Origin of the sequence: Sphingopyxis sp. MWB1, from assembly GCF_000763945.1 — a bacterium.
Classification (GTDB): Bacteria; Pseudomonadota; Alphaproteobacteria; order Sphingomonadales; family Sphingomonadaceae; genus Sphingopyxis.
The window spans coordinates 2179591-2198790 of sequence record NZ_JQFJ01000002.1 but is presented as its reverse complement, the minus strand read 5'-3'; the positions used below and the strand labels follow the sequence as shown (position 1 = coordinate 2198790).

General features: G+C 62.6%; 20 protein-coding genes. 9 read left to right on the top strand and 11 right to left on the bottom strand.

The features are described from left to right. Position 1 precedes the first annotated feature (1 nt). The 6 genes from thiC to JV18_RS0110950 all read left to right on the top strand — a co-directional run bounded on the left by thiC (position 2) and on the right by JV18_RS0110950 (position 7271). Positions 2-1894, top strand: a complete 1893-nt coding sequence (gene thiC / locus JV18_RS0110975) for a phosphomethylpyrimidine synthase ThiC (protein ID WP_033074517.1) — start codon at positions 2-4, stop codon at positions 1892-1894. A gap of 54 nt (positions 1895-1948) precedes the next feature. Continuing rightward, positions 1949-2290 carry a hypothetical protein gene (locus JV18_RS0110970; protein ID WP_052071916.1) on the top strand — a complete coding sequence of 114 codons (342 nt, stop codon included), beginning with the start codon at positions 1949-1951 and terminating at the stop codon, positions 2288-2290. 157 nt (positions 2291-2447) lie between these two features. Beyond that, entirely contained in the window at positions 2448-4025 is a 1578-nt protein-coding gene (locus JV18_RS15060) for a deaminase (protein ID WP_160174193.1), read from the top strand. A 241-nt stretch (positions 4026-4266) separates the two neighbouring features. Further along, positions 4267-4752, top strand: a complete 486-nt coding sequence (locus tag JV18_RS14730) for a 2'-5' RNA ligase family protein (RefSeq protein ID WP_160174192.1) — start codon at positions 4267-4269, stop codon at positions 4750-4752. A 209-nt stretch (positions 4753-4961) separates the two neighbouring features. Then, complete coding sequence (gene arr / locus JV18_RS0110955; protein ID WP_033074515.1) at positions 4962-5408, top strand: NAD(+)--rifampin ADP-ribosyltransferase; 447 nt, start codon at positions 4962-4964, stop codon at positions 5406-5408. Positions 5409-5534: 126 nt separating this feature from the next. After that, positions 5535-7271, top strand: coding sequence for a hypothetical protein (locus tag JV18_RS0110950; RefSeq protein WP_033074514.1), 1737 nt, complete (start codon positions 5535-5537; stop codon positions 7269-7271). A gap of 28 nt (positions 7272-7299) precedes the next feature. Here the strand turns inward: JV18_RS0110950 and JV18_RS0110945 are convergent, their stop codons facing one another. The 8 genes from JV18_RS0110945 to ung all read right to left on the bottom strand — a co-directional run bounded on the left by JV18_RS0110945 (position 7300) and on the right by ung (position 11753). Continuing rightward, positions 7300-8142: an arylamine N-acetyltransferase family protein gene (locus JV18_RS0110945; protein WP_033074513.1), complete on the bottom strand. Its 843-nt coding sequence runs from the start codon at positions 8140-8142 to the stop codon at positions 7300-7302. Positions 8143-8233: 91 nt separating this feature from the next. Further along, positions 8234-8662, bottom strand: coding sequence for an OsmC family protein (locus JV18_RS0110940; RefSeq protein WP_033074512.1), 429 nt, complete (start codon positions 8660-8662; stop codon positions 8234-8236). Positions 8663-8682: 20 nt separating this feature from the next. Continuing rightward, on the bottom strand, positions 8683-8889 hold the full coding sequence (locus tag JV18_RS0110935) for a DUF2061 domain-containing protein (RefSeq protein WP_033074511.1): 207 nt from the start codon (positions 8887-8889) through the stop codon (positions 8683-8685). 104 nt (positions 8890-8993) lie between these two features. Continuing rightward, entirely contained in the window at positions 8994-9341 is a 348-nt protein-coding gene (locus JV18_RS0110930) for a DUF962 domain-containing protein (protein WP_033074510.1), read from the bottom strand. Between the two features lie 259 nt (positions 9342-9600). Beyond that, positions 9601-10059 (bottom strand): YaiI/YqxD family protein, encoded by a 459-nt coding sequence (locus JV18_RS0110925; protein ID WP_033074509.1) that lies wholly within the window; start codon positions 10057-10059, stop codon positions 9601-9603. A gap of 12 nt (positions 10060-10071) precedes the next feature. Next, complete coding sequence (locus JV18_RS15740) at positions 10072-10203, bottom strand: hypothetical protein (RefSeq protein WP_268746268.1); 132 nt, start codon at positions 10201-10203, stop codon at positions 10072-10074. 78 nt (positions 10204-10281) lie between these two features. Continuing rightward, positions 10282-11040: a sulfite exporter TauE/SafE family protein gene (locus tag JV18_RS0110920; protein ID WP_033074508.1), complete on the bottom strand. Its 759-nt coding sequence runs from the start codon at positions 11038-11040 to the stop codon at positions 10282-10284. Then, entirely contained in the window at positions 11037-11753 is a 717-nt protein-coding gene (gene ung, locus JV18_RS0110915) for a uracil-DNA glycosylase (protein ID WP_033074507.1), read from the bottom strand. The genes JV18_RS0110920 and ung overlap by 4 nt, the downstream gene beginning before the upstream one ends. A 153-nt stretch (positions 11754-11906) precedes the next feature. Between ung and JV18_RS0110910 the strand changes: the two genes are divergently transcribed. From JV18_RS0110910 to JV18_RS0110900, 3 genes are all read left to right on the top strand, one after another. Continuing rightward, the gene (locus tag JV18_RS0110910) at positions 11907-12248 is read left to right on the top strand and encodes a phosphoribosyl-ATP diphosphatase (protein WP_033074506.1); all 342 of its coding nucleotides are present in this window, start codon (positions 11907-11909) and stop codon (positions 12246-12248) included. A gap of 2 nt (positions 12249-12250) precedes the next feature. After that, positions 12251-12628 (top strand): histidine triad nucleotide-binding protein, encoded by a 378-nt coding sequence (locus JV18_RS0110905; RefSeq protein WP_033074505.1) that lies wholly within the window; start codon positions 12251-12253, stop codon positions 12626-12628. Positions 12629-12905: 277 nt separating this feature from the next. Then, positions 12906-14462 (top strand): amino acid permease, encoded by a 1557-nt coding sequence (locus tag JV18_RS0110900; protein ID WP_033074504.1) that lies wholly within the window; start codon positions 12906-12908, stop codon positions 14460-14462. A 110-nt stretch (positions 14463-14572) separates the two neighbouring features. Here JV18_RS0110900 and JV18_RS0110895 read toward each other — a convergent pair whose 3' ends face one another. The 3 genes from JV18_RS0110895 to JV18_RS0110885 all read right to left on the bottom strand — a co-directional run bounded on the left by JV18_RS0110895 (position 14573) and on the right by JV18_RS0110885 (position 19168). Next, positions 14573-15766 (bottom strand): multidrug effflux MFS transporter, encoded by a 1194-nt coding sequence (locus JV18_RS0110895; RefSeq protein WP_235303149.1) that lies wholly within the window; start codon positions 15764-15766, stop codon positions 14573-14575. A 188-nt stretch (positions 15767-15954) separates the two neighbouring features. After that, positions 15955-16257 carry a hypothetical protein gene (locus tag JV18_RS0110890; protein ID WP_033075267.1) on the bottom strand — a complete coding sequence of 101 codons (303 nt, stop codon included), beginning with the start codon at positions 16255-16257 and terminating at the stop codon, positions 15955-15957. Positions 16258-16282: 25 nt separating this feature from the next. Further along, positions 16283-19168: a M16 family metallopeptidase gene (locus JV18_RS0110885; protein WP_033075266.1), complete on the bottom strand. Its 2886-nt coding sequence runs from the start codon at positions 19166-19168 to the stop codon at positions 16283-16285. Between the last annotated feature and the right edge of the window lie 32 nt (positions 19169-19200).

Here is a 19200-nt window from a genome sequence, read left to right as displayed (position 1 = left end):
CATGGCCGACATTGATTCCCGCCTCGAAACCGCCGGCGCCACCCCCATTGGCGTCACCACCGGCCCGATCCGCGGCAGCCGCAAGATCCACGTCGCCTGCCCGTCGGGCAGCGGCATCCGCGTCGCGATGCGCGAAATCATGCTCGAGCCTTCGTCGGGCGAGCCGCCGGTGCGCGTCTATGACACCTCCGGCCCCTATACCGACCCGAATGCCGCCATCGACATCGCACAGGGCCTTCCCGAACTGCGCGCGCCCTGGATTCGCGCGCGCGGCGATGTCGAGGAAGTCACCCAGCGCGAAGTCCGCCCCGAGGATAACGGCCAGCTCGGCCCCGACCGGTCGGGCGGCGTCCCCGCCTTCCCCAACGTCCGCAAGACCGTGCTGCGCGCCAAACCCGGCGCCAACGTCAGCCAGATGCACTATGCCCGCCGCGGCATCATCACGCCCGAGATGGAATATGTCGCGACCCGCGAAAATCTCGGCCGCGAGCGGCTCGCCGAATATGTCCGCGACGGGCAGGACTGGGGCGCGTCGATCCCCGATTATGTCACCCCCGAATTTGTCCGCGACGAGGTCGCGCGCGGCCGCGCGATCATCCCGAACAATATCAACCACCCCGAAAGCGAGCCGATGGCGATCGGCCGCAACTTCCTCGTCAAGATCAACGCCAATATCGGCAACAGCGCGGTCGCGTCGGACGTCGCGTCCGAAGTCGACAAGATGGTCTGGTCGATCCGCTGGGGCGCCGACACCGTCATGGACCTCAGCACGGGGCGCAACATCCACGACACGCGCGAATGGATCTTGCGCAACTCGCCCGTCCCGATCGGCACCGTCCCCATCTATCAGGCGCTCGAAAAGGTCGGCGGCATCGCCGAGGAGCTCTCCTGGGAAATCTTCCGCGACACGCTCATCGAACAGGCCGAGCAGGGCGTCGACTATTTCACCATCCACGCCGGCGTCCGCCTGCCCTACGTCCCCCTCGCCGCAAAGCGCGTCACCGGCATCGTCAGCCGCGGCGGCAGCATCATGGCGAAATGGTGCCTCGCGCATCACAAGGAAAGCTTCCTCTACGACCATTTCGACGAGATTACCGAGATTATGAAGGCCTATGACATCGCCTATTCGCTGGGCGATGGCCTCCGCCCCGGCAGCATCGCCGACGCGAACGACGAGGCGCAGTTCGCCGAGCTTTACACGCTGGGCGAGCTCACCAAGCGCGCGTGGGAACAGGATGTGCAGGTGATGATCGAGGGGCCGGGGCACGTCCCGATGCACAAGATCAAGGAGAATATGGACAAGCAATTGGAAGCGTGCGGCGAGGCGCCCTTCTACACGCTCGGGCCCCTCACCACCGACATCGCGCCGGGCTATGACCATATCACCAGCGGCATCGGCGCCGCGATGATCGGCTGGTACGGCACCGCGATGCTCTGCTACGTCACGCCCAAGGAGCATCTCGGCCTCCCGGACCGCGACGATGTGAAGGTCGGCGTCGTCACCTATAAACTCGCCGCCCACGCCGCCGACCTCGCCAAGGGCCACCCCGCCGCCAAGGTCCGCGACGACGCGCTATCAAAAGCGCGCTTCGAATTCCGCTGGCGCGACCAGTTCAACCTGTCCCTCGACCCCGACACGGCGGAGCAGTACCACGACCAGACGCTCCCCGCCGAGGGCGCCAAGTCGGCGCATTTCTGCAGCATGTGCGGCCCGAAGTTCTGCTCGATGAAGATCAGCCAGGAAGTCCGCGAGTTCGCGAAGCTGCAAAATCAGGACAGCGCGGGCTTCATTGCCGCCGAAGAGGCCGAAAAGGGCATGGCGCAGATGAGCGAGGTTTATGAGGAAACCGGGCGCGAGCTGTATATGGGCGCGGGCGGGCGCGAGCATGATTGACCGGCGCACGGCGGGCTTGAACAGCGTGGCTCTGCTGGCCTAAGTTCAAGCCCCATGCCGCAAGCCGATCTGTACATCACCGGGGATCAGAGGATCGACGCCGTCGCCGCCCTTCAGGCGGTCGAGCGCACGATCCTCGCCCTCGACCCGGGCGCAGGCGCCTGCAAGGGCCGCGCCCACAGCATCGCCGACTATCATCACAGCCATATGCTGCTCAGCCTGTCGACGCTGCCCAAGCCTCACCGCGACGACGCCTTCGCCGACACGCTGGCCACCAACCTCGCCGCCGCGCTCCAGCCCCACACCGCCCCCGGCGCCTCCCTCCACATCCACATCCGCTTCGACCTCACCCACTATAAATCGCTCCCTCCAAGGGAAGCATCAGCCATAGCGTGAGGCGCGCCGATGGGCCTTGGCGCCTTTGAACGGACTTCAAAAATCTTGCACAAAGAAACAAGGACACGCAGATGAGCAAGTTGGGCGCGAGTGGTCGGGAGTATGATTGAGAGGTGTCCATCTTGCGAGAATGCAGTTTTTAGTACAGTTCATATCTATGAAGCACTACGATCCTCTTTTCCCGAAGCCCGAAATTGTCATTGGACTTGCAGGGCCCGCCGGCACCGACCTTCAATCACTGGCATCTGAGGTAGCAGATGCCATTAGACCATACGGCTATCAGTCGTTCCAGATAAGAGTGAGTTCACTCATCCAAGCAGTTTGCTCAAAACCTGTTTCTGATGAAATAACGAAATCAAAGTTTGAGCGTCGGGTTGAACTTCTTATGGCGGCTGCAGACTTCCTAAGGAGAAAAGTAAAATCAGGAGCCGCGACCGTTCCGCTAATAACTACCGAAATAAGGAGCCTTAGACAAGGATTTCTTTTGAAAGAGGGATGTGATTTAGATTACGAAGATCTAGAATTATATAATCATTGCTATATATTGAACAGCCTCAAGCACCCTGACGAGGTAGACTTACTTCGACACATTTATGGCGACAAATTCATAATGATATCGGCGTTCACTCACGAAAGTGAACGAAAAACATATCTTACTAGACAAATAGCCAAATCCTACAAAACGACAAATGATGCCAAATTCTTGGAGTCTGCTGATAGGTTAATTAGCCTTGATCGAAAGAGACCGGGGGAAAAAATAGGTCAAAACCTATCTGAAACTTTTCATTTGGCAGATTTTTTTCTCTCCATGCACGGAGATTTCCAATCCAGACTGGATGGATTTTTTCAAAACATCTTTAGCTATCCATATGCAACGCCGACTCGTTGCGAAATGCATATGTTCCAAGCCAGTTCGATCGCGCTCAAATCTGCCGACCTTTCGCGGCAAATTGGCGCCGTGATAGCGAATGCTCAAGGAGATGCCGTCGCACAGGGATGCAACGAAGTTCCGCTCCCTGGCGGAGGCTCATTTTGGATCGACGATGTAGGAAAAAGAGACAATCGTGATTTCACAACTGGACGAGACTTTAACGCTGTCAAGAAAATCGATATTATAGAGGAGCTTATAAAGTTCCTCGCCGAGAAGGACGTGAACGTCCTCAACCTCCCGAGCGATCAGATTGACGCCTTTGTAACGAACCTCATTTTTGGGAATCTCAAAAGCCGTTTCAAAGATTTGAGAGTGTCAAATTTGATCGAATTTGGGAGAGTTGTTCATGCAGAAATGCACGCATTATCCGAAGCGGCGCGGCGGGGCTTAGCAGTCGGTGGGGGGACGATCTACACAACCACTTTCCCGTGCCACATGTGTGCACGGCATATTATCTCGTCGGGAATAGAGAACGTGGTTTATATCGAACCATATCCGAAGAGCATGACGAAGGAACTCTACCCGGAAGACGTGTCCATAGACGAGGAATCTTCGTCCAAAGACAAATCAAAAAAGGTTGTCTTCCGCCCTTTTGAAGGCGTGTCCCCTAGGCGTTTTAGAGACATCTTCAGCTCCACCAAAAGAAAAACATCTGCGGGATATATCGTTGAATGGACGAAAGATCGGGCTCTTCCAAAATTTACCTCTCTTTCTACAGCACATCTCTCCGTTGAGGCAATTGTTGCTTCACAGCTTAAAATCCTTGGCATGATAGACGACATAAAGGACCTCGAAAATGTCTAAGGAAACTCCTGAAAAGCACTCGAAACGACTATTATCCCAGAATGAAAAGGACCGATTGTACGTTACTGGGATGAAAGACAATCCACGGAAGGCGATTGTTCGAGAGCTAAGCAATTACTGGGATTTCGAAGAAAAATTACCGAAGGCCTAGGGAGCCGCATAGAGCGGGAAATGGTCGGCACAGCAACACCACCACCATGCTACACTCCCACCCATGCGCGCCCGGAACCCCCTCTACGTCATGGCCAAGCCGCCTCGGCCCGTGCAGGCGGCGATCGCCGCGCTGCCCCGCAACGACCCCGGGCGCGGGCCGCATCTGCTCCATGTCACGCTCATCTCGCTCTACGACCTCCATTACGCCCCGCCCGAGTGGCTGCCCGCGACCATCGCCGCGCTCGACAGCTTCGTCGCGCCGCCCTTTCCGCTCCGCTTCGACCGGATCGAGAATCGCCGCGCGGTGACCTTGCGGACGCGCGACCCGCTGGCCGAGGCGCGGGCGTTTCAAAAGGCGTTGGTGAACCATCTGCTGTGCGAGAAAGCGCCGATCACGGATGGCACCACCCCCGAACCGCACATCACGATCAACTATCGCGGCGACCGGCTGCGCGCCGAAAAAATGCCGCCCATCGGCTGGACGGTCGATGAAATCATCCTCACCGAAAGCATCGTGGGGCGGACCACCCATGTCGAACATGGCCGCTGGCCGCTTCAGGGCGCCCCCGGCTGAGCCGGACAACGAGTCGAAAAAGACCGCCCTTCCCCCCTTCGTCATCCCGGACTTGATCCGGGATCCACCGCACCGCCGCAGCCATGGCCTCCGGATCAACTCCGGGGTGACGCAGATGAAATATCCCGCCGCCGCCCGCCACCGATTTGACTCTGTCGCCGCGCTGCGCTTCCTGTGCCTTTCATCCCCTTGCAAGGAAAGCGGCTCCGATGACCTCTCCTTCACCCCGCTCCTCTTCGCCCCCGCCCACCGGCCCCGATGCGGGCGCCACCTTTTATCACGGCACCCGCGCCGACCTCGCCGTCGGCGACTTGCTCGCGCCCGGCTGGACCAGCAATTTTGCGGACGGCGCGCCCTTGTCGTGGATCTATTTCGCCGCAACGCTGGAAGCGGCGATCTGGGGCTGCGAACTCGCCGCCGGAGAAGGGCGGGAGCGTATCTATATCGTCGAACCCACGGGCGACTGGTTCGACGATCCCAATCTCACCGACCAGCGTTTCCCCGGCAACCCGACGCGCAGCTATCGCAGCCGCGCGCCCCTGCGGATCATCGGCGAGGTGGAAAGCTGGACACCCCACCCGCCCGAAGTCCTGCAAGCCATGAAAGACAGCCTCGCCACGCTGAAGGCTGAGGGGAAAGACGTCATCATCGACTGATCGCCGCCTTTGTGGCGCCAAATCCACTTGCCTTGGCGCATTGGTCCAATAAGCTGGGGGCGAAGGCGAATAGGGTGGCGCGTCGCCCCCTGTTCGCGCAGGGGGCGCATGGACAGGGGGCTTTCCATGGACAAGGGCATGTTTGCCGCGGCTATTGCTGCGGCGGTGGTTTCGCTGGGCGCGCCCGCGGGCGCGGCGGCGGCGGACGAAAGCGGCGATGAATTGCTGCAAAAGGGGCTGGCGGGGCGCGTCACCCCGCTCGACAATGGCGTGACGATAAAGCGTGTCGGCGCGCATCCCGACGCCGGCTATTTCCTCGTCCGCCTGATCGACAATCACTCGACCGAGGCGGCCATTTGTCCGCGCCGCGCCTTTGAAAGCGGACAGGGCAAGCGCTGGCGCCAGCTCAACGACCGCATTTATGACAATATTTTCAAGCGCGAAGGGCTGTGGGGCATCAATGCGGGTTTTGCCGTCAGCAACCCGGCGGGGCAGGCGACGCGGCAGGAAATCCGCCTGATCAGCGTCAAAAATCCGCAGGCGAAACATTGCGTCCCCGATGTGCTGGGGGTCAATAATGAAGGCGCGCCGCCGCGCTTCCTGTTCATCACGCCGATCAATGTCCAGGAACATGTCTATGGCACCGAAATGATCGTCGATCTGAAATCGGTGCATCAGATGGAGGCGAACCAGCAGCGCATCGACCAGCTTTGGTCGGGCCTCGGCTTTTTCGCCAAGACCGTCTCCGCCCCGCTCGCCCCGCTGGTCGAGGCGCTGGCGGGCGAGGGCAAGAAAGAGGTGAATGACGCGCTGACCCAGGTGGGCGGCGAGGCGCGTGCGGTGCGCCGCTTTACCGCCAATCCCGCGGGCGATCGCACCCAGTCCGAATTCATCTATCTGGGCTTTGACAAATTCGGCCAGACCGACCCCGCGACGCTGCAGGGCGGGGTGACCTTGCAGGGCGATTATCAGGCGAGCGTGCTGCTGCCCGCGACCCGCTACCTCTCCGACCTTGCCCAGCCGATCCCGCAAAGCATCCTCAGCGCGACCCCGATGCGCGCCGCCGATGGGCGCCCGCAAACGGTGCGCGACCGGCTGGGCGCCAAGGCCGACGCCCTCGCCGCGCAGGCCAGCCCGCAGGCCTTTTCGGGAAGCTGCACCGCGCTGCGCCCCGATCTCCTGACGCTGGGCCTGTCCGAAATCGACGCCGACCTGTGGCTCTGGGCGATGGCGAAGACCAGCTCGCACGCCGCCGTGTCGGGGCATCTCGACCAGATCGCCTGTTTCGGCCCGCTCGCCCGCGCCAATCTCAAACGCGTCGGCGGCATCACAATCGAGGCTCCGGTGGTGACCGCCGAGCAAGTCCCGCCCTCCTATCGCGCGATGCACCGGGCGATGGACAATCTGGGGCTGATGGCGACGCTCGGCGCGGTCAATGCCGATCTTCTCCCGCGCTTTGCCGAGAAAATCGACGTCAGCATCGTCGACGACCGGCTCGCCGGGGCGGCGGCGGCGGTCAACGGCGGCGGACGCGACCGCGCGGCGGTGCTGGATTTCATGACGCAGAATTTCGGCCGCTTTGGCTGTTATCTGCCGCGCAGCGACCCCAGCGATTATCAGCTTCGCCCCTTCATGCCGCTGCGCGCGGGCGGGCGCGCCGGGGCGATGATGATGCACAGCAAGGATGATGTGCCCTATATCGTCACGCTGGGCTTTGACCCCGTGGCCAAGGGCAAGGAGGATAATGTCGCCATCGTCTCCGCCATCGCGATCCAGCGGCAGGGCGGCGACACCGGCGCGCTGGTGCGCGATCTCGCCCAGGGGACGAGCGACATCTGCCCGAAACTGCCACCGGCGCCCTGAACCCGCGCGCGCCGCGCGGGCAAGATCGTCAGGCCGGAACCTCCGCCGCCACCTCTGCGGTCGCCGCGCGGTCGATGGCGGCGCGCCATTCAGGCTCGACGCTCAGGCCGAAAATCTCGCCCAGCGCCGCCTCAATCTCGCGTGCGGCCAGATAGCGCTGCTCGGTCCGCCCGTCGGCATGGCGGATGGTCAGCCGGTTTTCGCGCAGCGCATAGCGCGCCGCTGCCGTCGTGCGCGCGGCGATCAACTGGTGGCGGAAATGCGATGCCGGATGGGTCGAGGTATACCAGTTGGCGAGTTCATAATCGACAAAGGGCGGCACCTCGTCATCGATGACATAAAGCGGCATCCATGTGTCCCCCGCCTCGATCCGCACCGACCAGCGCGCGCCTTCGCGCGCGATGCGATAGCGTTCGTGCGGGGTCGCCTGCGGCATTTCATCGCCAAAGGCGAGCGGGGCAGTCGGCACATTGCCGCCAAAGCCGACATCGACCAGCCAAGCGCGCCCCGCAATCCGCACGCGCAGCACCATATGGGTGCGCGGCGACGGCGGCGCATCGGCGGGCCGCATCCAGCGCACCCGCGCAAGCAGCCCCTCGGCCTCGAAACCGATGGCGTGCAGCACGCGAAGGAACAGGCCATTATGCTCGAAACAATAGCCCCCGCGTCCGCCGTCGATCAGCTTGGCCTCAATCGCCGCCGGGCTGATATCGACGCCTTCGTCGGTGAGCGGCCCCAGCGCCTCAAAGGGAATGGCGGCGACATGCGCCGCCTGCAGGTCGCGCAGCACCGCCAGCGTCGGCGCAAGCGGCCCGTCATATTGGATCCGCGCGAAGTAGCGGTCGAGAAAGGGCGGGGAGGAAAGCTTCATGGCATGGCTCCGATCATCATTTCATCGCCCGCCCCTTTGCAAGCTCAACCCCGGTTGAGATCAAGCGCTTTTTGCACCGCTTGTCCGCATCTCAGCTTTCGAGGCTATGCTCCAGCGTAATCTCGCAATTGAGTAGCTTCGATATCGGGCAATTTTTCTCCGCCTCTTCGGCCAGCCGCGCAAATTCACCGGCGTCAATTCCTTCGACGCGCGCGGTCAGCGACAGCGCCGATTTGGTCACGGCAAAGCCGCCCTCCTGCTGCTCCAGCGTCACTTCGGCGCTGGTGTCGAGCGTTCCCGCCGCATATCCCGCACGCGACAGACCAAAGGACAGTGCCATGGTGAAACAGGCGGCATGCGCTGCAGCGATCAGTTCCTCGGGATTGGTGCCGGGCTTGCCCTCAAAGCGGGTCCCGAAACCATAGGGCTGGGCGTCGAGCACCCCCGACTTGGTCGTGATCGACCCCCGGCCTTCCTTGCCAAGCCCTTCATAATGGGCCGATGCGCGATTGACGGTCATCTTCTTCTCCTTGGTTGATTTCAGGTGGCGGCATTCATCAGGCGACGCTCGCCGACGCGGCGCCACGCCTTTTCATGGAAAAAGAAAGCGACAGCATTGATGCACGGCTCGATAATCGCGATCCCGCCCGCCAGCGCCACCGATCCGGTCAGCGCATAGGCAACGCTGAAACCGATGGTCAGATGCAGCGCCAGATAGGTGATCGTCTTGGCAAGATCGGTCGGCACAGGCGTTTCTCCAAAAGCGGAGCTGCCAACTTAAGAATGATTCGCAACTAACGCCAATCGAAGCTGTCACTCACTCTGATCGAACGCCGCAGCTTCCTGAAGGTTCAGCGTTCGAAACGCCCGCGCGTCACCCCGGCGCGGTCCAGCTCCGGCCCCAGCCGCCCGGTCAGCCACAGCCACCACATGCGAAAATCGGCCGCAAGGCTCCACAGCGGATAGGTAAAGGTCGCGGGCCGGTTCTTCTCGACCCCGAAATGCGCGACCCAGGCAAAGGCATAGCCCGCCACCGGCAGCGCGAGCAGCCACACCCAGCGCCCCGAAAACAGCGCAAACAGCGCGATCAGCACCACCAGGCTGGTCCCAATATAATGCAGCGCCCGCGTCGCAGACCTGCCATGCTCGCGCAGGTAAAAGGGCCAGAAAGCCGCAAAGCTTTGATAGTCACGCGCCATACCGCAAGAATGCGCCCCCACCCGCATCCCGTCAAGCACCGCCCTGCACACACCCCGTCACCCCGGGCTCGACCCGGGGCCTGCCTTCCTTTTGGGCCAAGGATCAGGACGCAAAGTTCCCGGTTCGTGCGGAGGCGCGGAGGAAATGCGCTTGCCGCGAAGCGGCTTTCCCATTCGCTCGCCCGAAAGGCGAAGGATGAATGACAACGCCCCTCCAGCCATCCGTCCCACAACCGCCCGCCGTAAATCGCTTCGCGGCCTACCCCTGCCGCGCGAGCCGTACCAACGCCGCATCCAGCGCCTGCAAGAATGCCGACCGGTCCTTCTTGCTGAACGGCGGCGGTCCGCCAATCTGGTCGCCGCCCGCGCGCAGGTCGGCCATGATCGCGCGCGTCGCAATCGCGGGGCCGATCGAGGCCGCGGTAAAGGGCTTGCCATTGGGCGCCAGCACGCTTGCCCCCGCCTTCAGCGCCCGGTCGGCGAGCAAAATATCCGCCGTGATCACCACCGCGCGCCCATGCGCCGCCTCGGCGATCCAGTCGTCGGCAGCGTCAAAGCCGTCCGACACGGTGATCCGTTCGATCAGCGGATGGTCGGGCACGCGCAAATGGCTGTTGGCGACGATCTTCACCGCCACCTCATGCCGCCAGGCGACGCGGTAAATCTCCTCCTTCACCGGGCAGGCGTCGGCATCGACCAATATTGTCACGTCAGTCATCGGGCGGCGGGGTTATTTCTTCATATTGTCGAGGCCCGCGACCACCCCCGCCTTGGTTGACGGATTGCTGGCATTGGGCTTCTTCGGCTTTTCGGCTTTGGGTTTGCGAATTTCGCGGTTCGTCTTCTTCTGGCCTTTGGCCATGGTCAATACCTTGAAACGGCGCGGGCGCCTTTGCCCGGCGGGGCAGAGCCTACGCGCTTTGGCAGCGCAAGTCGCCCCTTATCCACCCAGCCCGTCCCACATCAGCTTGGCGCCAAGGAAGATCATCAGCAGATAGATGATGACATAGAATCGCGCCCCGTCGATCCGTTTCAACCAGCGTACCGTCAGCAGGGTCGAAACAATCGCCAGCGGCATCAGGATCAGCGCGGCGACAATCACCTCATGCGGGAAAGCGCCCAGCGCCACATAGGCAGGCACCTTGATCCAGTTCACCAGCGCGAACAGCACCGCATTGGTCCCGACAAAGGTGAGGTGGGGCAGCTTGCGCGGCGCGACCCACATCTGGAACGGCGGGCCGCCGGCATGGGCGATCTGGCTGGCGAACCCCATCGCCCCGCCAAACAGGCTGCCGACCCAGCCCGGCGACTGCGACGCGGCGACGATCCGCCCGCCGCGCTCGACCCACAGGCGATAGACGCCAAAGGCAAAGGTAATCGCGCCCAGCGCCGCCATCAGCTGCGCCTCATCCACCCGGTCGGCGTAAAAATAGCCCGCCAAAATGCCGAGGGCGGCACCGGGGAGCATCCATGCGATGATCCAGCGGTCCCATGTCTTGCGAAACGCCCAGACGCTGATCGCATCCTGCACGATCAAAATCGGGAGAAGCAGCGCGGCGGCGGTCGCGGGCGGCAGCACCAGCGCGGCGAGCGGCGTGGCAAGCGCGCCGACCCCCGCCAGCCCGCCCTTGGCCATGCCGAGCAGCACCACCGCCGCCAGCAGCACCGCCAGCGTCACCGGATCGGCGAGCAGGCTCATGCCGGCGACAATTCCTCCGCCACATCGGGCAGCCGCCAGTCGATGGCGCCGCGCCCCTTGGCGGTCAGAAACGCATTGGCCTGGCTGAAGGGCCGCGTGCCGAAAAATCCCTTGTGCGCCGACAGCGGCGACGGGTGCGGCGCGCTGAGGATCAGATGCGGGCTATCCGCGCCCAGTCCCGGCAGATCGGCGGCCTTGCGCTGGGCATGGCTGCCCCACAGGATAAAGACCTTGGGCGCCGGATCGGCGGCGACCGCGGCGACCGCGGCGTCGGTGAAGCGTTCCCACCCGCGCCCCTTGTGCGATGCCGCCTGCCCCGCCTCGACTGTCAGCACATTGTTGAGCAGCAGCACGCCCTGCCGCGCCCAATGGGTCAGGCAGCCGTGGCGCGCGGGGGTTATGCCAAGGTCCGCCTCCATCTCCTTATAGATGTTGACGAGGCTGGGCGGCGTCCGCACGCCGGGACGCACCGAAAAGCACAGCCCATGCGCCTGATCCGGCCCATGATAGGGGTCCTGCCCCAAAATCACCACGCGCACCGCCTGCGGCGGCGTCGCATCGAGCGCGGCGAACCAGTCGCGCGGGCGCGGATAGATGGTCTTTCCCTTCGCGCGTTCGTCGGCCAGAAACTGCTTGAGCGCCGCCATATAGGGCTGCTCAAACTCGCCGCCGATCGCGGCGAGCCAGTCGGGATGAAGCTTGACCTCCGCCATGCGCGCCCTTTGACCGGAGCCGGACCAGCTTGTCCAGCACCTTATCGGCGCCCCACCCCGCGCCCACAACATCAGCGGTGGAAATTGCCGCCCCGCCGCACTAGGCGATAGGAACATGCACAGCCCCGCCTTGGCGCGCGAAAGGGAAATCAGATGAGCGAACATATCGGCCCTGCTCTCGACCGGCTCGACCGGCTGGTGCGCCAGCGTCTCGCCGAAGGTGATGCGGGCGCTTCCTATGTCGCCAGCCTCGCCGCCAAGGGACGCGGCAAGATCGCGCAAAAGCTGGGCGAGGAGGCGGTCGAAACGGTCATCGCCGCGCTCACCGAGGATGACGCCGCGCTGACGAGCGAGGCCGCCGACCTCATCTTCCACCTCAATATATTGCTCGCCGAACGCGGCCTTGGCTGGGACGCCATCGCCACCGAACTTGACCGGCGGCACGGAATTTCGGGCCATGCCGAAAAGGCTGCCCGCCAGCAAAAGGAGCCCTGATCATGGCGATCGACCCGACCCTTCCCTATGACGAGAATAATATTTTCGCGCGCATCCTGCGCGGCGAACTGCCGTGCAAGAAAGTCCATGAGGATGATCACGCCCTCGCCTTTCACGACATCAACCCACAGGCGCCGACGCATATATTGGTGATCCCCAAGGGGCCTTATGTCAGCTGGGACGATTTTTCGGCGCGCGCTAGCGCCGATGAAATCGCGGGCTTCATCCGCGCCGTGGGTCAGGTCGCGCGCGATCTGGGCCTTGTCGAGCCCGGCTATCGCCTGCTCGCCAATATCGGGCGCCATGGCCATCAGGAGGTGCCGCACCTCCACGTCCACCTCTTCGCCGGCAAGCCGCTCGGACCAATGCTGGCGGGTTAGGAGCGCAAGCCTGCGCCGAAGCCTCCAATTAACTTATTGATAATATTAATGGATAGGTGAAATTCTCACGCGGCCCCACCTATGCTGCGTGGCACCTTCGCCAACTTCCGCTTTCCCCAAGCCCCCACGCCGCCGCCTCTTTTGTCCCGGCGCGCGGCGCCTTCGAGCCGTAAAACTGGCGTCACGACGCTGAAATTAAGTTGCGCTGACCGGCGGAGAAGCTAGTTTGCGGGGCAGGAGAGGGGCCCGTTCCGGCCCCAATAAGGGGAAGACACGCATGATTTTTGGACGCGTCAAATCACTCGACGCAATCTTGGCAACTGCCGAGAAAAAGTCGCTGCACCGATCCCTCGGTGCCTTTCAGCTAACCATGCTCGGGATCGGGGCCATCATCGGCACCGGCATTTTCGTCCTGACGGCAGAGGCCGCGCAAAAGGCGGGGCCCGGCATGATGTGGAGCTTCGTGATCGCAGGCCTCGTCTGCGTCGTCGCGGCGCTCTGCTATTCCGAACTCGCCTCGATGGTGCCCGTCTCGGGCAGCGCCTATACCTATACCTATGCCGTAATGGGCGAACTTCTCGCCTGGACCGTCGGCTGGGCGCTCATCCTCGAATATGCCGTCGCGGCCTCCGCCGTATCGGTCGGCTGGTCGGGCTATTTCGTCGGGCTTTTATCCAATGCAGGCATCGAATTTCCGCTCTGGCTGACGGTCGGTCCCTATGCGGGCGGGCTCGTCAATCTGCCGGCGCTGGTGATCGCCCTGCTCGTCACCTGGCTGCTGATGATCGGCACCACCGAAAGCGCGCGCGTCAACGCCGTCCTCGTGGTGATCAAGGTCACCGCTCTCACCCTCTTCATCGCGCTCACCCTGCCGATGATAAAGGGCCAGAATTTCGATCCCTTCCTGCCCAATGGCTGGTTCGGCCAGATGGCGGGCTTTGGCGCGGTCGGCGCCGCGGCGTCGATCTTCTTCGCCTATGTCGGCTTCGACGCCGTCTCGACCGCGGCCGAGGAAACCAAGAATCCGCAGCGCAACGTGCCCATCGGCCTGATCGCCTCGCTCGGCGTCTGCACCCTCTTCTACCTTGCGGTGGCCGCCGGTGCGATCGGCACGCTGGGCGCGCAGCCGGTCTCCGGTCCGGCGGGCGAATTGCTTGCCCCCGGTTCGCGCGCGCTTGCTGAACAATGTGCTTCGCTTGTCGCAATCGGCCATGAACCGCTGGTTTGCTCGCGTGAGGCGCTGGCTCATGTGCTGCGCGAAATCGGCTATCCGTGGCTCGGCAACGCCATCGGCATCGCGGCTTTCCTCGCGCTGCCCTCGGTCATTCTGATCATGCTTTTCGGCCAGACGCGCATCTTCTTCGTCATGGCCCGCGACGGCCTGCTTCCCGAAAAGCTCGCGACGATCCACCCCAAGTGGAAAACGCCGCATGTTGTGACCATGATTACGGGTGTGGCGGTCGCTTTCTTCGCCGCCTTCCTCCCGGTCGGAAAGCTTGCCGACATCTCCAACTCGGGTACGCTCTTCGCCTTCTTCATGGTGGCGATTGCGGTGCTGGCGCTGCGCATCAAGGATCCGACGCGTCACCGGCCTTTCCGCACCCCGCTGGTCTGGATCGTCGCCCCGCTCGCCATTGTCGGTACGCTGGGCCTCTATTTCAACCTGCCCTTCGATGCGAAAATGGTGTTGCCCGTCTGGGGCGCCATCGGCCTCGTCATCTATTTCATCTACGGTTATCGTCGCAGCCATGTCGGTCGCGGCATCGTCGAGGTGCATGAAGATGACAGTGACGCCCCGCCGCCGCCTGTTCCGCCCGTCCCGTCGTTCGACTGACGGGTCGCGCATCAGCCAATCGAAAGGGGGCCAATGGCCCCCTTTCTTTTATGCGCTTACCCAATATGCGCTCATTCGGGTGATCCGGGAACGGGCCGACGCCCAACGCGCTAGAAAGGCGCCTTGGGCGCGGTGCCCGGACGGGTAAAGAGCCGCCCGCGCTCGGCCCAGAAAACCAGCGCCAAGCCGCCAATGGCAGAGATCAGAAAGGCATAGGCCAGCGGCAGGGTCGTGCCGTCATATTGCTGCCCGATCACCGCGCCCGCGACGGCGGCCAGCAAGGTGCGCGCAAAGCTTTGATAGGAGGACGCAACGCCCGCCATATGGCCGAAATCCTCCATGGCGATCGACCCGAAATTGCTGCCGATAAAGCCGATCAGCCCGACGTTGATCATCATCAGCACGGTAAAGATGGTCAGCGTCTCGCCGCCGCTCAGCGCCGCGACAATCTGCGCGATCGAGGTCGCCATAAAGGCGAAAACCGCCGTCTGCGACACCCGCCGCGCGCCAAAGCGTTCGACAATGCGCGAGTTGGAGAAATTGGCGATGGCAAGGCCCACCGCCACCGCCGCAAAGACCAGCGGGAATAGCTCACGCGCGCCGAACACATCGCCGATAATCTGCTCGCTGCTGTTCAAATAGCCATAGAGCGCGCCCTGCATCAGCCCCGCCGCGATCATATAGCCCGCCGCGCGGCGATGGCGCGTCACCGTCGCCCACCCCGCAACCATCGTCCGCCAGTTGAGCGGGCGCACATCCGCCGCCGTCAGCGTTTCCGGCAGGCGCCGCAACCAGAACAGCATCACCCCGCCCATCAGCGCCAGCACCAGAAAAATCGCGCGCCAGCCAGCGACGGCGGCAATGCCGGCCCCCAAGGTTGGGGCGATGATCGGCACGATCATGAAGACCAGAAAGATCAGCGACATGCGCTTGGCCATGGCGTCGCCGACGAACAGGTCGCGAATGACCGCGACGACAATCACCCCCAGCCCCGCCGAGACCAGCCCGTGACCAAAGCGCAAGCCAAGCAACATGGGAAAGCTGGTGGCGAGACCGCAGCCGATAGAAAAGATGATATAGGCAAAGAGCGCCGGCACCAGCACGCCCTTGCGCCCGAAACGGTCGGCCAGCGGTCCATAGAAAAGCGATCCAATGCCAAGACCCACCAGATAGGTGGAGATCACATATTGCCGGTCGTTGGCGGCGGTGACGCCCAGCCCTTCGCCAATGGCGGGCAAAGCCGGCAGCATGGCATCAATGGCCAGCGCATTGAGCGCCATCACCATCGCCATCATCAAAACCATTTCGCGCTCACCTGGAAGACTGCGGCGCGGGGGAGATTCGGAAATGTCGTGCATAGCAAGGACATATGCGCCTCAAGGCCCGTTTTGGATAGCCCTTCGGCGCGCGCCAGGAACGCAAAGCTATGCAGAATGAAAAGAGGCCGCCTCGCGCGCGCGAAACGGCCTCCCATTTTGCGGCTTTAAAAGGATCAGCTCTGACGCGTACCCGTCATCGCCATCGAGCCGAAAGCACCCGCCTTGATCGTGCCGGTCAGCGTGTCGCCATCGACCGTCGCTTCGCATTCAAGCGTCATCGGCATCGGCACTTTCATGTTCATCGTCCAGGTCAGCTTATTGCCATCGACCTTGCCATTTTCGACATCGAGCGATCCCATGGCCCCGGCATTCTGCCCGGTAAAGCTGTCGCCGTCGCTCTTGACGGTGAACACCGACTTCTGGTCGCCCATCGGCGATTTGGTTACGCAATCATAGCTGCCATCAACCTGCGACATATCCATCTCCTAATTTAAACCAATGTTAATTAGACAATGTCGCTGTTTCCACGGGAAGCCCCAGTTCGTCAAGCTGCGGTTTCACAACCGCCGCATCGCCGACGACGACATAGACCAGATTATCGGCGCTCAGGGTTTCGCGCGCTGCCGCATCGACCTGCTCACGAGTCATCGCTTCATAGATTTCGGGAAGCGTCTCATAATAAGTGTCGGGGCGGTCAAACTTGACGATCGAGCGCATCCCCGCAAGCACATCGCCCGAGGTTTCAAAACTGCCGGGCAGTTCGCGAACGCTGCCGTTGACCGTCCGCTCCAATTCCTCTGCCGTCGTTCCCTTGTCGCCCAGATAGGCCGAAAGGTCGCTCTGCAATTCCTTGATCGCATCGCCGGTGCGGTCGGCCTGAACCGGCGCAAAGGCGGTCCAGCTCACCCGGTCGGCTTCACCCGACACGCGCGTGCGCACGCCATAGGACCAGCCCTTGGTCTCGCGCAGGTTCATGTTGAAGCGCGAGAGGAAGCTGCCGCCGAAAATATCATTGGCGGACCGCAAGATTTCGAGCGAATCGCGACCGGTCTTGTCGAGGACCTTGCCCGCCATGATCACCGACTGCGGCGATTTGGGCCGGTCGACCAGAATGATGCGCGGCTGCGGGGCCGGAATGGCGACATCGAAATGCTTCACCGGCTTGGCATCGCGCCGGGCGCGCCAGTCGCCAAAGGTCGCGTTCAGCTGCTGGGTGACCTTGGCCAGCGTCGTATCGCCCACCACGAAAATACGGGCATTGTCGGGACGGATCCACGCCTGATGGAAAGCGGCGAGCTGGTCGCGGGTCGCCGCCTTGACCGCCGCTTCATTCCCCAGCCCCGACGGCGGAATGCCATAGGGGTGCCCCTCGCCATAAAGGACGGGCATCAGGACGCGCGACGCAATCGCATTGGGCGTGTTCAATTCGCTGTTCAGGCGATTGAGCTGCTGCGCGCGCACCCGCTCCAATTCCTTCGCGTCGAAGGCGGGATGGCGGATATAATCCGCGAGCAGGCGCAGCGAAGGCGCGAGATTGGGAGTCAGGGCGAACAGCGTAAAGACGGTTTCGTCGGCATTGGCCGATCCGCTGATCTGCGCGCCCAGCCGCTCCTTGGCCTCGGCAAAGGCAATCGAATCGAGGCTGGTCGTGCCTTCGTTCATCAGGCTGAGCATCAGCGACTGGGTGCCGAGCGCGTCGCGCGGATCGGCGGCATAGCCTGCATCAAAGCTGACCGCGACATTCACCGTCGGCACCGCGCTGCGCCGCGCAAACACCACCTCGATGCCGTTTTTCAGCTTCGCCCGCTCGATATCGGGAAAATCGAGCGCGGTCAGATTGGCCACGGGGGGCAATTGCGACCGGTCGGCGATCGACGTCGCGCCGGGCGTGGAGGAGGCAGGGCCGACATCGCCCAGATCGGGGTTCCAGTAACGGTCGGCGGCAAAGGGCACGGCATCCTTGGCCGCCACCACCGCGCCGCCGCGATGCTCGCCGCCCTCGGTGCGCTCACCCGGCGTATATTTCAGCGAAAAGGCCGGCCGCGACATCCATTTGCGCGTGATATCGCGCACCTGCTCAGGGGTCGCCTTGGCCATGCGGTCAAGCTCGGTGCGATAATAGCCGGGGTCGTTCGAATAAAGCGCCCCTTCGGCCAGCGCGACCGCCTTGCCGCCAAAACCGCCGACCGATTCGAGCCCGCCAATGGCGCCGCCCAGATAGCTTGCCGCCGCGCGCTGCAATTCATCCGCCGTCGGGCCGCTTTCCAGAAATTTGGCGATTTCCTCGTCGAGCCGCTTCGACACCAGATCGACATCGACGCCGGGTTTCACATCGGCCTGGACGATCAATATGCCGGCATCTTCAAAGGGCGAGGCACTGGCGCCCACGCTGACCGCTACCTGATCCTTGCGGACGAGCGCATTGTCGAGCCGCGAGGAGGAAAGCCCCCCCAATACGCCCATCGCCATCTGCAGCGGCACGGCATCGGGATCGTTGAGCCCCGGGATCGTCCACATGCGATAAAGGCGCGTGGTCGGGATCAGATCCTTCACTTCCTTCGCCAGCGGCGCGGGCAGGGTCGGCACCGGTGCATCGACCGCCTTCACCGCCGGACCGCGCGGAATATCGCCGAACCAGTGCGTCACCTTCTCCTTCGCGGTGGCGACATCAATATCGCCCGCCAGCACCAGCACGGCGTTGTTCGGGCCATAATTGTCGGTGAACCATTTTTTCACATCATCGAGGCTCGCCGAATTAAGGTCGGCCATCGAACCGATGGTGCTGTGGTGATAGGGATGCCCCTTGGGGAAGAGATTTTCGAAAATCTCGTAACGCAGCAGGCCAAAGGGATTATTGTCGCCCTGCCGCTTTTCATTCTGCACCACGCCGCGCTGGTTATCGAGCTTTTCCTGCGTCACCGCGCCCAGCAAATGCCCCATGCGGTCGCTTTCGAGGAACAGCGCGCGGTCGAGCGCCGCAGTCGGCACGGTCTCGAAATAATTGGTGCGGTCAAGGAAAGTGGTGCCGTTGAAATCGGTCGCGCCGACCTGCTGCAGCGGCTCGAAAAAATCGCCCGGCGCATTTTCCGAACCGTTGAACATCAGATGTTCGAACAAATGGGCAAAGCCGGTCTTGCCCTTGGGCTCATGCTTCGATCCCACGCGGTACCAGACCGATACGGCCACGACCGGCGCCTTGCGATCTTCATGGACGATCACGCGCAGCCCATTGTCGAGCGTGAAGCTTTCATAGGGGATATCGACCGCCTTCACCAGGTCGGAAATTGGCGCGGGCTCATCGCCCTTGGCCTTGGCGAGCACCGGACCGGCTGCAACCAGCGAGGTCGTGATAGCCAGAGCCAAAGAAAAATGACGGAAACGAGCCATGATGGTCCCCTTGAAAAGGCGCCGCGCGCAAG

Bases quoted from the DNA above. Each gene is read 5' to 3' on its own strand.
- thiC (WP_033074517.1), top strand. From the start codon at position 2: ATGGCCGACATTGATTCCCGCCTCGAAACCGCCGGCGCCACCCCCATT.
- JV18_RS0110970 (WP_052071916.1), top strand. From the start codon at position 1,949: ATGCCGCAAGCCGATCTGTACATCACCGGGGATCAGAGGATCGACGCC.
- JV18_RS15060 (WP_160174193.1), top strand. From the start codon at position 2,448: ATGAAGCACTACGATCCTCTTTTCCCGAAGCCCGAAATTGTCATTGGA.
- JV18_RS14730 (WP_160174192.1), top strand. From the start codon at position 4,267: ATGGCCAAGCCGCCTCGGCCCGTGCAGGCGGCGATCGCCGCGCTGCCC.
- arr (WP_033074515.1), top strand. From the start codon at position 4,962: ATGACCTCTCCTTCACCCCGCTCCTCTTCGCCCCCGCCCACCGGCCCC.
- JV18_RS0110950 (WP_033074514.1), top strand. From the start codon at position 5,535: ATGGACAAGGGCATGTTTGCCGCGGCTATTGCTGCGGCGGTGGTTTCG.
- JV18_RS0110945 (WP_033074513.1), bottom strand. From the start codon at position 8,142: ATGAAGCTTTCCTCCCCGCCCTTTCTCGACCGCTACTTCGCGCGGATC.
- JV18_RS0110940 (WP_033074512.1), bottom strand. From the start codon at position 8,662: ATGACCGTCAATCGCGCATCGGCCCATTATGAAGGGCTTGGCAAGGAA.
- JV18_RS0110930 (WP_033074510.1), bottom strand. From the start codon at position 9,341: ATGGCGCGTGACTATCAAAGCTTTGCGGCTTTCTGGCCCTTTTACCTG.
- JV18_RS0110925 (WP_033074509.1), bottom strand. From the start codon at position 10,059: ATGACTGACGTGACAATATTGGTCGATGCCGACGCCTGCCCGGTGAAG.
- JV18_RS15740 (WP_268746268.1), bottom strand. From the start codon at position 10,203: ATGGCCAAAGGCCAGAAGAAGACGAACCGCGAAATTCGCAAACCCAAA.
- JV18_RS0110920 (WP_033074508.1), bottom strand. From the start codon at position 11,040: ATGAGCCTGCTCGCCGATCCGGTGACGCTGGCGGTGCTGCTGGCGGCG.
- ung (WP_033074507.1), bottom strand. From the start codon at position 11,753: ATGGCGGAGGTCAAGCTTCATCCCGACTGGCTCGCCGCGATCGGCGGC.
- JV18_RS0110910 (WP_033074506.1), top strand. From the start codon at position 11,907: ATGAGCGAACATATCGGCCCTGCTCTCGACCGGCTCGACCGGCTGGTG.
- JV18_RS0110905 (WP_033074505.1), top strand. From the start codon at position 12,251: ATGGCGATCGACCCGACCCTTCCCTATGACGAGAATAATATTTTCGCG.
- JV18_RS0110900 (WP_033074504.1), top strand. From the start codon at position 12,906: ATGATTTTTGGACGCGTCAAATCACTCGACGCAATCTTGGCAACTGCC.
- JV18_RS0110895 (WP_235303149.1), bottom strand. From the start codon at position 15,766: ATGGTTTTGATGATGGCGATGGTGATGGCGCTCAATGCGCTGGCCATT.
- JV18_RS0110890 (WP_033075267.1), bottom strand. From the start codon at position 16,257: ATGTCGCAGGTTGATGGCAGCTATGATTGCGTAACCAAATCGCCGATG.
- JV18_RS0110885 (WP_033075266.1), bottom strand. From the start codon at position 19,168: ATGGCTCGTTTCCGTCATTTTTCTTTGGCTCTGGCTATCACGACCTCG.